Raw genomic sequence first — 12948 nt, 5'->3', positions numbered from 1 at the left:
TGTAGGAGCGGCCTTGTGTCGCGATGGGCTGCGAAGCAGCCCCGGCAATTCATGCATCAAGGCTGAAATCATGGGGCTGCTTCGCAGCCCATCGCGACACAAGGCCGCTCCTACAGGGACCGCGTTAAATTGGCGGGCCATTTACTGAGGCGGGAACAGCTCCAGCTGCTCATGCGCCCCGCGCAAGTCGCGCAACCTCACGCCTACCCCAAGCAAGCGCACCGGCTTGCCACCACGGGCAAACGCCTGACCCAGCAACTGGCGATAACTCTCCAGGTCCCTGCCCGCCCCCGCCTGCTCCATGGTGGTCTGGCTGAAGTCATGGAACTTGACCTTGACGAAGGGCTTTTCCGGCCGGTAACTGCTATCCATGCGGGCGATACGCTCGTTCAGGCTCTCCAGAAGTTCGGGCAGCCGTGCCAGGCAACTGGCCAGGTCCGGCAGGTCGGTGTCGTAGGTGTTTTCCACGCTGACCGACTGCCGGCGACTGTCATTGTGCACGGCACGCTCATCGACACCCCGTGCCAGCCCCCACAAACGCTCGCCAAAGCTGCCGAACTCGCGCACCAGTGCCAGACGCGACCATTCGCGCAGCTCCAGGCAGGTTTCGATACCCAACCGCGCCAGCTTGTCTGCCGTTACCTTGCCCACCCCGTGCAACCTGGCCACCGGCAGGGCGGCGACGAATGCCTCCACTTCGCCCGGGGTAATCACGAACAGGCCATTGGGCTTGCGCCAGTCACTGGCGATCTTGGCCAGGAACTTGTTTGGCGCCACACCGGCCGAGACAGTGATATGCAGGGTGCGGGCGACACGGCGGCGGATATCCTCGGCAATGCGCGTGGCACTGCCCGAGTACCACTGGCTGTCACTTACATCCAGGTAGGCCTCGTCCAGCGACAGCGGCTCGATCAGCTCGGTGTAGTCACGGAAGATCGTGTGGATTTCCCGCGAGGCTTCACGGTAGGCCTCGAAGCGCGGCTTGACGATCAGCAGGTCCGGGCACAGCTTCAGCGCGTGCCGCGACGACATGGCCGAACGCACGCCGTAGGCACGCGCTTCATAGTTGCAGGTGGCGATCACCCCACGGCGGTCGGCCGAGCCCCCCACCGCCATGGGCCGCCCGGCCAGGCGCGGGTCGTCACGCATTTCGATCGCGGCATAGAAGCAATCGCAGTCGACGTGGATGATCTTGCGCAAGGACATGGATGACCGTCAGCACTGTAAATTCATACAGATAGTATCGCATGCGCCCTCGGGTATGCAGCCTGTGCGCGACATTGCTCGATAATCGGCCTGAAAGCCCCGTCGCGCCTGAGCTGCGAGCCATATACAGACGCTAAGAGTTTGAACAGGAAAGGTTTTTTCAGAAAAAAGCTTGACACCCACGGGTAAATCCGTAGAATTCGATCTCACAGGCGCGGGATGGAGCAGCCTGGTAGCTCGTCGGGCTCATAACCCGAAGGTCGTCGGTTCAAATCCGGCTCCCGCAACCAGATTCGAGAAAAGGCCACTGTTCACGCAGTGGCCTTTTTCTTTGCGTCAAATAATGCGCTGATAGAAATTTCAAAAAAATCAACGACTAGCGCTTGACACCCATTCTGAAAACTGTAGAATTCGCCCCACTGACGCGGGATGGAGCAGCCTGGTAGCTCGTCGGGCTCATAACCCGAAGGTCGTCGGTTCAAATCCGGCTCCCGCAACCATATTCGTCAGAACAAACCCCGCCTGTGTAACAGCAGCGCGGGGTTTGTTGTTTCTCCCCTCCTGCTTTTCGTCGCCCCCGATTCTCCCGTCCTCCAGCCAACCCGCAGGCTTGAGAGGTCATGCCCAGGATGAACTATCTTTAACCCTGCCAGGCCGCTGAAAGCGCTCGAGGCCGGAGTAACATTGGATACGTTTTTCCTAAGGGACTTTCACTTGGCCACACCTTTCCCTCACCTCGCGCTGCATGCCCGGGGCAATCCATGACTTCGCACAATCCCGAATCCCCGGTGCCGCTTGCCACAACGCTGCCTGGCGCCGCGCAACGTTTGCCCTTGCTGGAGCGTCTGAGCCGTTACCGCCAGCCCATCGGCCTGGTAGTTACCCTGGTGTTGTTCACCATGGCCTTGGTCGCCTGTCGCCACCTGTTGAGCGAGCTGGACATCTATGCCTTGCACGATGCCATGCTCAGCGTGCCTACCCAGTCGTTACTTGGCGCCTTGCTGGCAACTGTGCTCGGTTTCGTGATTCTGCTCGGTTACGAGTGGTCGGCCAGCCGCTATGCCGGCGTGAAACTGCCCGCGAGCAGCCTGGTGCTGGGCGGCTTCAGCGCTTTTGCCATAGGCAACGCCATCGGCCTGTCGATGCTTTCGGGCGGTTCGGTGCGCTATCGCCTGTATGCGCGCCAAGGGGTTGGCGCAGGTGAAGTTGCACGGATGACCGTTTTTGCCAGCCTGTCACTGGGCTGCGCGCTACCGCCCCTGGCCGCCTTGGCGACCTTGAGCGACCTGCCGGCGGCCTCGGCCGCACTGGGTTTGGCGCCAGGCTTGCTGGCGGGTATCGCCATAGCGGTGTTGCTGGTGTGCAGCGTGCTGGTGTTCGGCCTGTACCGCCGACGCCTGGCTGAACAGCCACTGGCCAACAACCTGCTGGTACAACTGGGCCGCCGCACGCTGCGCCTGCCGGGCGCACGCCTGGCGGCCCTGCAATTGCTGATCACCGCACTGGATGTCGCCGCTGCCGCCACCGTGCTGTATCTGCTGCTGCCCGAAGCACCGCCGTTCGGTGCCTTTGTCCTGGTGTACCTGCTGGCCTTGGCCGCAGGTGTGCTCAGCCACGTACCGGGCGGCGTCGGGGTATTCGAAGCCATACTACTGGCGGCTTTTGCCGACCAACTTGGCGCGGCGCCGCTGGCAGCGGCACTGCTGCTGTATCGGCTGATCTACGTGGTGCTGCCGCTGCTGCTGGCCTGCGCGCTGCTGCTGGCCAACGAGGCCCGGCGCTTGCTGTTCGCGCAACAGGCTATCAAGGCCGCTTCCGGGCTGGCTGCACCGATCCTTTCGATCCTGGTATTCCTGTCCGGGGTGGTGCTGCTGTTCTCCGGTGCCACGCCCGAAATCGACACCCGCCTGGAGCACATGGGTTTCCTGGTTCCGCACCGCCTGATCGATGCTTCGCATTTTGGCGCCAGCCTGATCGGCGTGCTGTGCCTGCTGCTGGCCCAAGGCCTGCGCCGGCGCCTGTCCGCCGCCTGGCTGCTGACCACCGTGCTGTTGCTGGTCGGTGCCCTGCTGTCGCTGCTCAAGGGCTTCGATTGGGAAGAGGCCTGCTTGCTGACCCTCACTGCCGCCCTGCTCGCTCTGTTCCGCCGTTCCTTCTACCGCCCCAGTCGTTTGCTCGAGTTGCCGTTCTCGCCGGTGTTTCTGGTAGCCAGCGCCTGTGTGGTCGGCGCATCGGTTTGGTTGTTGCTGTTCGCCTACCAGGATGTTCCCTACAGCCATCAGCTGTGGTGGCAGTTCACCCTCGATGCTGATGCCCCGCGTGGTCTGCGCGCCGCCATGGGCAGCGCCTTGCTGCTGGCGGCCGTGGCCCTGACCTGGCTGCTGCGTACCGCACCACCGGTGATCCACTTGCCTGACGAAGAAGAGCTGCTGCGTGCCAACCGCATTCTGCTGGCATCCGACCAGCCAGATGGCGGCCTGGCGCTGACCGGTGACAAGGCGCTGCTGTTCCACCCTGGCAACAACGCCTTCCTTATGTACGCCCGTCGCGGTCGCAGCTTGGTAGCCCTGTACGACCCGATCGGCCCGGCCCAGGAGCGCGCCGAGATGATCTGGCAGTTCCGTGACCTGTGCGACCTGCACCATGCCCGCCCGGTGTTCTATCAGGTGCGCGCCGAGAACCTGCCGTTCTACATGGACATCGGCCTGACTGCGCTGAAGCTGGGTGAAGAAGCCCGGGTCGACTTGCGCCGTTTCGATCTCGAAGCCAAGGGCAAGGAAATGAAGGACCTGCGCTACACCTGGAACCGTGGCGGCCGTGACGGCCTGAGCCTGGAAATCCACGAACCCGGGCATGCCCCGCTGGCAGAGCTGAAGGAAATTTCCGACGCCTGGCTTGGCGGCAAGAACGTGCGCGAGAAAGGCTTCTCGCTGGGGCGCTTCAGCCCTGAATACCTGCAGCATTTTCGCATTGCCCTGATCCGCTTCCAAGGCCGCCCGGTGGCTTTCGCCAACCTGCTGGAAACCCATGGCAAGGAACTGGCCAGCCTCGACCTTATGCGTGCGCACCCCGAGGCCCCGAAGCTGACCATGGAATTCATGATGATCGGCCTGATCTTGCACTACAAAAGCCATGACTACGCCCGCTTCAGCCTGGGCATGGTGCCGCTTTCCGGCCTGCAGCCACGGCGTGGGGCGCCCTTGACCCAGCGCCTGGGCTCGATGGTGTTCCGCCGTGGCGAGCAGTTGTACAACTTCCAGGGGCTTCGACGCTTCAAGGACAAGTTCCAACCGGACTGGGAACCCCGTTACATGGCCGTGCCGGCCGGGCTCGACCCGCTGGTGGCACTGGCTGACACCGCCGCCCTGATCGCAGGCGGCCTGACTGGATTGGTGAAACGTTGATGACCCGACGCTTTTGGCTGTACCTGCTGGTTCCCCTGCTGTTGGCTGCCCTGGGAGGCGCGCTGGCGTTCTGGCTATGGACGCGCCCGGCTCCCGAGGCACGCCTGGAACAACTGAGCATCAATGACACCCGCATCACCCGTGTGACCCCAGCCGTGCACCCCAAGGCCCGGGTGGCCATCGGCGTACCCCAGGACCAGGCGCTGACCGACAGGCAGCTGCTGGACCTGGCCCAGGCTGGCGAAGCGCAACTGGTGCAGGTGATCCTGCCGCCCAATGACTGCAGCAAACAACAACAGGCCCTGGACCAGGCCTTGGGCCAGTTACCGGAGAAGCCGACCCTGGTTGCCGGTATCGGCCCTGGCGCCGCCCAGGCCTGGCGCTGGCTGGCCAGCCAGAACAACGACAAGGCGCGGGCGATTTCCGTGGGCTTCAGCCTGGAACAGCCGGGCTGCCAGACAGCGCTGCCGAAGTCGGCCGCCCACGGCCACTGGAACGTCGCCTGGAACGATAACCCGGATGACGCCAGCGCCGCCTTCGTGCGCGACCAGGCCAATGCCGAAACCAGCATCAGTGACTACGACATCCACCTGCCACAAGTGCTCAAGGCCCAACTGACCCAGGCCCTGGTCGGCCACGACGGCAACGCCCTGGCCATTCCGGTAGTCGAGGTGCCAGCCGGGCAGACCACCGACACGGTCACCCTGTTCCTTTCCGGTGATGGCGGCTGGCGAGACCTGGACCGCGACGTGGCCGGGGAAATGGCCAAGCTTGGTTACCCGGTGGTCGGCATCGACACGCTGCGCTACTACTGGCAACACAAGACCCCGGAACAAAGCGCCGCCGACCTGTCCGAGCTGATGCAGCACTACAGACAGAAGTGGGGCACCAAGCGCTTCGTGCTGACCGGCTATTCGTTCGGTGCCGACGTCCTGCCGGCGATCTACAACCGCCTGCCGGCCGAGGACCAGCAGCGTATCGACGCGGTGATGCTGCTGGCCTTTGCCCGCAGCGGCAGCTTCGAGATCGAAGTCGAGGGCTGGCTGGGCAAGGAAGGCCAGGAAGCGCCAACCGGGCCGGAAATGGCCAAACTGCCGGCGTCCAAGGTGGTGTGTGTGTATGGCGTGGAAGAAACCGACGAGAGCGGTTGCACCGACAAGACTGCGGTGGGTGAACGCCTGAAGCTGCCGGGGGGGCACCACTTCGACGAAAACTACCCGGCACTGGCCAAGCGCCTGATCGGTGAGATCGAGACGCGCCAGGGCAAGTCGAGTGTGGCTGAGCAGAACTGATAAGGCTTGCGGCCCATTCGCGGGTAAACCCGCCCCCACAGGTACAGCGCAAGCTTTGAAAGCTATGCGCTCCCTGTGGGAGCGGGTACTGCCTTGAAATCTGTGTTGCCCCTCAGATCTCGACCTGGGTCCCCAGCTCGATCACCCGGTTCAGCGGCAGGTTGAAGAAGCGCAAGTTGCCGTTGGCATTCTTCAGCAGGAACGCGAACAGGTTGCCCCGCCAGCGCGACATCCCCTCCAGCCGTGAGGCGATCACGGTCTCGCGGCTGAGGAAGAAGGTGGTGCGCATCGGGCTGAAGTCAAGGCCTTCCAGGTGGCACAGCTTCAACGCCGCCGGCACGTCCGGTTCGTCCATGAAGCCGAAGTGCAGCAACACGCGGAAGAACCCATCGCCATAGGCCTCCACTTCAAAGCGCTCCTGTTCCGGCACGCGTGGCCGGTCCTCGCTGACCACCGTCAACAGCACCACCTGGCTGTGCAGCACCTGGTTATGCAGCATGTTGTGCAACAGCGCATGGGGCACCGCATCGGAGCGTGCCGTGAGGAACACCGCCGTGCCTTCGACCCGGTGCGGAGGCTGAATGCGGATACTGCTGATGAACAGCTGCAGCGGCAGCGCGCCTTCGTCGATGCGCTCCATCAGGATCTGCTTGCCACGCTTCCAGGTGCTCATCAACAGGAACAGCACAGCGCCGGCCAAGACCGGGAAGGCCCCGCCCTGGATGATCTTCGGCACGTTGGCGGCAAAGAACAGCCCATCCACCAACAGGAAACCCATCAGGATCGGCACCGCCAGCACCGGCGGCCACTTCCATAGCAGCAGCATCACCGCCGAAACCAGGATGGTGGTCATCAGCATGGTACCGGTCACAGCCACCCCGTACGCCGCCGCCAGGGCACCGGATGACTCGAAACCAAGCACCAGCAGTACCACGCCGACCATCAGTGTCCAGTTGATCGCACCAATATAGATCTGCCCTTGTTCATCGCTGGAAGTGTGCTGGATCTGCATGCGTGGGATGTAGCCCAGCTGAATGGCCTGGCGGGTCAGGGAGAACGCCCCCGAGATCACCGCCTGCGAAGCGATCACCGTGGCCATGGTAGCCAGGCCGACCATCGGCAGCAGTGCCCAGCCCGGCGCCAGCAGGTAGAACGGGTTACGTGCTGCATCCGGGTCCTGCAGCAGCAACGCGCCCTGGCCAAAGTAGTTGAGCACCAGCGCCGGCAGCACCAGGGCAAACCAGGCCCGAGCGATCGGCTTGCGGCCAAAGTGGCCCATGTCGGCGTACAGCGCCTCGGCACCGGTCAGCGACAGGACCACCGCGCCGAGAATGGCAACGCCCATGCCGGGGTGAACCACGAAGAAGTTGACCGCCCAGGCCGGGTTGAAAGCCTTGAGCACTTCCGGGCTCTGCGATATGCCGTACACGCCCAGCGAGCCCAGCGCCAGGAACCAGGTGACCATGATCGGGCCGAACAGCTTGCCGATCTTCTCGGTGCCGTGCTTCTGCACCAGGAACAGCGCCACCAGGATCACCAGCGAAATCGGTACAACCCAGTGATCGATACCATCAAACGCCAGGCCCATGCCTTCCACCGCCGACAGCACCGACACCGCCGGCGTGATCATGCTGTCGCCATAGAACAGCGAAGCGCCGATCAACCCGCACACCACCATCAACGTACGCAACCTCGGGTAGGCCGCCGTGGCCCGCCGCGCCAGCGCGGTCAGCGCCATGGTGCCGCCCTCGCCCTGGTTGTCGGCGCGCAGGATGAACATCACGTACTTGAACGACACTACCCATAGCAGCGACCACAGGATCAGCGACAGGATCCCCAGCACGCCGTCATGGTTGACCGGCACTCCGTACCCGCCGCTGAAGACCTCCTTGAGGGTATACAACGGGCTGGTGCCGATATCGCCATAAACCACCCCGACCGCCGCCACGAGCAGGCTCAACGACCGCGTCGCACCCTGCTTCCCCTCGTGCCCGCCCTCGGCGTGACTGCTTGCCTGAACCATCGACCACTCCCGCAGACGGCCTTGCAAGGCCAGTAAAATTCCCGATGCGCCAGGTGATACTGATACCCCCGGCGCAATGGCGCGAAGCATAGCGCAGCGTTCGTCGCATTTCTGCTGGTCAAGCGACCCTGCGCTCGCTAGAATTGCGCACTTTTTGATCAGAGGCGCCAAAAGCGCCCGTCAAGATCGCCCCCGATTCCGGCCGGGCGACCTGCATTCAATACCGAGGTTAGTCATGTCCACCACGCCCGCCACCCCCAAGGTAGGTTTCGTAAGCCTGGGTTGCCCAAAAGCCCTGGTCGATTCCGAGCGCATCCTGACCCAGCTGCGCATGGAAGGCTATGAAGTCGTGCCCACCTACGAGGACGCCGACGTAGTGGTGGTCAACACCTGCGGCTTCATCGACAGCGCCAAGGCCGAGTCGTTGGAAGTGATCGGCGAAGCGATCAAGGAAAACGGCAAGGTCATCGTCACCGGCTGCATGGGTGTCGAGGAAGGCAGCATCCGTGACGTGCACCCGAGCGTGCTGTCGGTCACCGGCCCGCAGCAGTACGAGCAGGTGGTCAACGCCGTGCACGAAGTGGTGCCACCACGCCAGGACCACAACCCGCTGATCGACCTGGTGCCGCCGCAGGGCGTCAAGCTGACCCCGCGCCATTATGCGTATCTGAAGATTTCCGAAGGCTGCAACCACAGCTGCAGTTTCTGCATCATCCCGTCGATGCGCGGCAAACTGGTCAGCCGCCCGGTCGGCGAAGTGCTGAGCGAGGCCGAGCGCCTGGTCAAGGCCGGGGTCAAGGAGATCCTGGTGATTTCCCAGGACACCAGCGCCTACGGCGTCGACGTCAAGTACAAGACCGACTTCTGGAACGGCCGCCCGGTCAAGACCCGCATGCTCGAGCTGTGCGAAGCCCTGAGCAGCCTGGGTGCCTGGGTACGTCTGCACTACGTGTACCCGTACCCGAACGTCGACGACGTGATCCCGCTGATGGCCGCCGGCAAGATCCTGCCGTACCTGGATATCCCGTTCCAGCACGCCAGCCCGAAAGTGCTCAAGGCCATGAAGCGCCCGGCCTTCGAAGACCGCACCCTGGCACGTATCAAGAACTGGCGCGAGCAGTGCCCGGAGCTGGTGATTCGCTCCACCTTCATCGTCGGCTTCCCGGGCGAGACCGAGGAAGACTTCCAGTACCTGCTGGACTGGCTGACCGAAGCCCAGCTGGACCGCGTGGGCTGCTTCCAGTACTCGCCGGTAGAAGGCGCCCCGGCCAACGACCTGGGCCTGGAAGAAGTGCCGGACGACGTCAAGCAGGACCGCTGGGACCGCTTCATGGCCCACCAGCAGGCCATCAGCGCCGCCCGCCTGCAACTGCGCATCGGCAAGGAAATCGACGTGCTGATCGATGAAGTGGAGGAGCAAGGTTCGGTTGGCCGCAGCTTCTTCGATGCCCCGGAAATCGACGGCAGCGTGTTCATCGATGGCGACCACGGCTTCAAGCCGGGTGACAAGGTACGTTGCCGCGTGGTGGATGCCGACGAATACGACATGTGGGCTGAACCCATCTAACGCAGCAGCAAACTGAAAAGCCCCTGCCCCGCCATTCCCCACAAGGAACTCCCGGGCCAGGGGCTTTTTCGTCAGAACGCGTGAAAAAGCATCAGGCCGCCCTCTGCATCCGGGCTGGCATCCGAGAAGCCTTTGACTGCATAGAGTTGCACTTTCCACTGCTGGTTGAGCTTGTGTGTCAGGAACAGGGTAAGTTCCTTGATCTGCGCACCCGTCGAAACGACCTTCTGCCGCCAGTCGTAGGAGGCACCCGCCGAAGTGCCTGCAGCCACGGGCATGGCGAAGCCGAGGCTGGCAAATATCGGGTCGTCGAAATCACTGTCCGGCGGGTCGCCGAACTTCTTCCAGCCCAGGGTCGCGAAACCGGTCACCGGGCCAAAGGCCTTGGCGATGTCGACCTGGCCGGTGTAGTCGTATTCACCGGTGCCCAGGCACTGGTCTTCATCGGCAGTGGGGAATTTGACCTTGCCGATCAGGTCCAGCATCAGGCCACCGTCACTGCCGTCGAGCAGGGCGTAACCGGCGCTGGCAACCGTGTCTCCCAGCCCGCTTTCCACATCCCGGCAGCCACCGGGCAAGGGGTCACCATTCGGGCCCACTTCAGGGTTGGTGATGCGCAGCCAGGGCACAGTGATCTTGTAGGTCATTGGGCCGGTTTCATACTTGCCGACCACGGGGATGTACCAGATTTCCGAGGTTGTACCCGTGCCATAGTCGCCACTTGAATAGTCCATACCTATGGCGGCGCTGAAGGTATCGCCCAGGACCGACGCGCTGGCGCATGACAGCAAGCAGGCGAAAAGAGGGAGCGTGGGTCTCATCTGCACCTCGGTATCCCGAACTGGAAAGGTGATCGCACCTACCCAGCCTAGTTGCCTAATGCCCGGATCGCTCTGGATGCTCCACTTTTTCGGCTTTCTCTACTGTCTCGGGTCTTTCGACCTTTTCGACCTTTTCGACCTTCTCTACTTTTTCGACCTTCTCTACTTTTTCGACCTTCTCTACTTTCTCGACCTTCTCAACTTTTTCTACCTTCTCGACTTTCTCAGGCTTCTCGATCTTCTCGACTTTTTCAGGCTTTTCGATCTTCTCGACCTTTTCGGGCTTCTCGGCTTTCTCGATCTTCTCTACTTTTTCTACCTTTTCAACCTTCTCTGCTTTTTCAATTTTTTCCACCTTTTCGAGCTCTACCTTCTCTACCCGGTCAGAGCTTCCGCTATTGCTGCTCTCGGGTCGCTCCATGGTGTCGCCATGTTCCGACTTTCCGGACTTGTCCACGCGCTCAGTACCGTCCCGACCACTGGAATCGTCAACACCGCCGTGCCCGCTGTGGTCATCACTGCTTTCAATGCGATCACTGGTCGCATCGCGTCCGCCATGCCCGCTATTGCTGGAACCTTCAGCGTCACGGGTGCCGTGCCCGCTGCCACGCCCCGAATGCCCTCTGTCCGGGTTGTCGGCACGGCCGTCATCGAACTCCACGCGGGTTGCCCGCAGCTCGTGCTTGCCATTGAACACCCCGCTCACCCGCACACGTTGATCGAGCGCCAATGCCGCGGGCTGCTTGCCGACGATCACGGTACCCTGCCCCAGCGTCACCTTGATGCCTGCCACCACCAGTTGTTGAGCGTGGCTGCGCTGTACCAGCCCCTCGATCACCGCCGTCTGCACACGGCCAGCAAAAGGCAGGCTCGGGTCTGGGCGGGTTTGCGCCACTTCCAGCTGGCGTCCGGTCCACTGCCCACGTACCAGCACTTCCCTCGCAGGTGCCACACGGGTTCCCAGCTTCAGCCCCTGGAGGCTGCCGGCGCGGTCTACCGCACCGATGGCACTGGCTTCCCTGAGCCCCGGCGCCCGTTCGATACGGCTGGCTACCACTTCGCCCTTGGCATCGCGCAGGCCACTGACCCTGACCGGCTCGCCCGGGCGCAACCCTTCAGCCACCCGCGCCCCTGCAGCCAGCCGCACGGGTTGGCCCATGACCCGCAGGGGGGCCGATGCATTGGGCAGTGCCGTCAGCGGCCCTTCGTAAACGTTGAGGATCGAGATGCGCCCTGCTTGCAAGCCGCGTTTGCCGGCAAATGCCTCAACCGCGACAACCTGGCCGATTGCCAGGTGAGCGCTACTGGCAGGCGCACCGTTTTCACTCACCGGTACGTCCTTGCCAAAGTGCACTTCCAGGCCATTGACGCAAATCGAGGCGAACCCGGTGATGGTGCCGACGATGCCCGTGCCACCGGTACCGCCCGGGCGCAGGATCGGTGCGCCGGTACCGCCTGCCCCGCCGTGATCGATGAAGGTGCCGTCCACACCGTCGGCCACCGCACCGGTCCCACCCGTGCCGCCGGGACGCTGCGGCAGCGGCGCACCGGTGCCACCCACTCCGCCGTTTTCGCTGCGTACACCGGTACCACCGACACCGCCCGTCCTGGCCCCGGTACCACCAATACCGCCGGGAAACTGCAAGCCCGCCGCCCCCGCCATACCCACTTCGTCACGGCTGACACATACCGGTGCTGCGGCCACTTCGGCAGGCGCCACCAGGTTCAGCCCGAAACCCAGGACCAGTGTGACCACACTGAGGCAGCGCGCGAGGGAAGTCATGGGTCGGGTGTCTTCGACAAATCGGGGTCGGTAGTTTCAGTGTAGAAATAAAGCCCTACCGTGATGCGCTGACGTTGCTCGGCGCTGGGCACATCGGCATCTTCCAGGTCTGATGCAAGCCGGCTGAAGGCAAGCAGCATCTGCATGCCGTCCTTGTCCACCGCTGCACGCAAATGGTCGACGCTGGCCGGGCTCAAGGCGTCGTAGTGCACACTGCGTTCAAAGAACGGCTGGCCGTCCCCACTCAGGTTGTGCACTGCTGCGCAGGCATGGTCATGCAGGTTGTGGCCAAAGTACGCGGCCTTTTCGTCGAAGCCCTTCTGCGGCACGAATGCCTGGGCTTCCAGGTGGACACAGTCCTGGTCGTCGAGCCGGACGATACCCAGGCGCAACCACTCATCCAGCACCACCCGCCCGCGGATGTCGGTGCTGATCTTCGCCACCAGCGCATCGAAGGAACGATCGCCGCCAACGCTCGCCAGACGCGGCAACGGCAGCGCCTGGCCAGGCTCCGAGCAGAACGGCTTGCCAGTGGTCCACATATTGACCAACTGTGCACCTAACGTAATGTTTTCCGGCAGCACGGCGAGCGACGCCCCTCCCTCGCTACGCAAACGCCGGACATCCTTGCGATGCACGCCCGTGAGGAGGCTGATGCGGCTGTCGGTCGGCACTGTACCGTCCAGGCGAAACTCGCGATGCGCCACATCGACGAACACTTCCTTGAGCAGGTCGGCGAACATCGTGTAGGTGACCCCTTTGCGCAGCATCAGGCGCACCAGAGGACGCATGACACGCCGCAGTGCGCTTAACATCGAAGGGGGGATGGTAGGCGATTGCATTGAGCGCATT

Annotated in this window: 8 protein-coding genes and 2 tRNA genes; 5 read left to right on the top strand and 5 right to left on the bottom strand. The window is 63.1% G+C overall.

What is annotated here, in order from left to right; translation table 11 throughout:
• Positions 1-141 precede the first annotated feature (141 nt).
• Positions 142-1200 (bottom strand): DNA polymerase IV, encoded by a 1059-nt coding sequence (gene dinB, locus WM94_RS14915; protein WP_161551482.1) that lies wholly within the window; start codon positions 1198-1200, stop codon positions 142-144.
• A 219-nt stretch (positions 1201-1419) separates the two neighbouring features.
• Here dinB and WM94_RS14910 point away from each other — a divergent pair.
• From WM94_RS14910 to WM94_RS14895, 4 genes are all read left to right on the top strand, one after another.
• Positions 1420-1496: transfer RNA gene (locus WM94_RS14910), tRNA-Met, on the top strand.
• Between the two features lie 133 nt (positions 1497-1629).
• Positions 1630-1706, top strand: a tRNA-Met gene (locus tag WM94_RS14905).
• A gap of 261 nt (positions 1707-1967) precedes the next feature.
• Positions 1968-4610, top strand: coding sequence for a bifunctional lysylphosphatidylglycerol flippase/synthetase MprF (gene mprF, locus WM94_RS14900; RefSeq protein WP_039613961.1), 2643 nt, complete (start codon positions 1968-1970; stop codon positions 4608-4610).
• Entirely contained in the window at positions 4610-5902 is a 1293-nt protein-coding gene (locus WM94_RS14895) for a virulence factor family protein (RefSeq protein WP_015271483.1), read from the top strand. The genes mprF and WM94_RS14895 overlap by 1 nt, the downstream gene beginning before the upstream one ends.
• Before the next feature lie 112 nt (positions 5903-6014).
• Here WM94_RS14895 and WM94_RS14890 read toward each other — a convergent pair whose 3' ends face one another.
• Entirely contained in the window at positions 6015-7925 is a 1911-nt protein-coding gene (locus WM94_RS14890; protein ID WP_061551554.1) for a potassium transporter Kup, read from the bottom strand.
• A gap of 235 nt (positions 7926-8160) precedes the next feature.
• On the opposite strand from WM94_RS14890, the gene rimO reads away from it, so the two are divergent.
• Positions 8161-9492, top strand: a complete 1332-nt coding sequence (gene rimO, locus WM94_RS14885) for a 30S ribosomal protein S12 methylthiotransferase RimO (RefSeq protein WP_013973825.1) — start codon at positions 8161-8163, stop codon at positions 9490-9492.
• A 71-nt stretch (positions 9493-9563) separates the two neighbouring features.
• Here the strand turns inward: rimO and WM94_RS14880 are convergent, their stop codons facing one another.
• From WM94_RS14880 to WM94_RS14870, 3 genes are read right to left on the bottom strand one after another with little or no spacing between them, the layout of a single operon-like run.
• Positions 9564-10313: a hypothetical protein gene (locus tag WM94_RS14880; protein ID WP_061551553.1), complete on the bottom strand. Its 750-nt coding sequence runs from the start codon at positions 10311-10313 to the stop codon at positions 9564-9566.
• A 55-nt stretch (positions 10314-10368) separates the two neighbouring features.
• Complete coding sequence (locus tag WM94_RS14875; RefSeq protein ID WP_061551552.1) at positions 10369-12096, bottom strand: DUF5666 domain-containing protein; 1728 nt, start codon at positions 12094-12096, stop codon at positions 10369-10371.
• Entirely contained in the window at positions 12093-12938 is an 846-nt protein-coding gene (locus WM94_RS14870) for a DUF6502 family protein (protein ID WP_061551551.1), read from the bottom strand. The genes WM94_RS14875 and WM94_RS14870 overlap by 4 nt, the downstream gene beginning before the upstream one ends.
• Between the last annotated feature and the right edge of the window lie 10 nt (positions 12939-12948).

It is taken from the genome of Pseudomonas sp. ABFPK, from assembly GCF_001586765.1.
GTDB classification, from domain to species: Bacteria; Pseudomonadota; Gammaproteobacteria; order Pseudomonadales; family Pseudomonadaceae; genus Aquipseudomonas; species Aquipseudomonas asiatica.
This window is presented reverse-complemented; position numbering and strand designations above follow the sequence as displayed.

What these genes read in the sequence shown, in the direction of transcription:
- mprF (WP_039613961.1), top strand. Translation starts at nt 1,968, where the DNA reads ATGACTTCGCACAATCCCGAATCCCCGGTGCCGCTTGCCACAACGCTG.
- WM94_RS14895 (WP_015271483.1), top strand. Translation starts at nt 4,610, where the DNA reads ATGACCCGACGCTTTTGGCTGTACCTGCTGGTTCCCCTGCTGTTGGCT.
- WM94_RS14890 (WP_061551554.1), bottom strand. Translation starts at nt 7,925, where the DNA reads ATGGTTCAGGCAAGCAGTCACGCCGAGGGCGGGCACGAGGGGAAGCAG.
- rimO (WP_013973825.1), top strand. Translation starts at nt 8,161, where the DNA reads ATGTCCACCACGCCCGCCACCCCCAAGGTAGGTTTCGTAAGCCTGGGT.
- WM94_RS14880 (WP_061551553.1), bottom strand. Translation starts at nt 10,313, where the DNA reads ATGAGACCCACGCTCCCTCTTTTCGCCTGCTTGCTGTCATGCGCCAGC.
- WM94_RS14875 (WP_061551552.1), bottom strand. Translation starts at nt 12,096, where the DNA reads ATGACTTCCCTCGCGCGCTGCCTCAGTGTGGTCACACTGGTCCTGGGT.
- WM94_RS14870 (WP_061551551.1), bottom strand. Translation starts at nt 12,938, where the DNA reads ATGCAATCGCCTACCATCCCCCCTTCGATGTTAAGCGCACTGCGGCGT.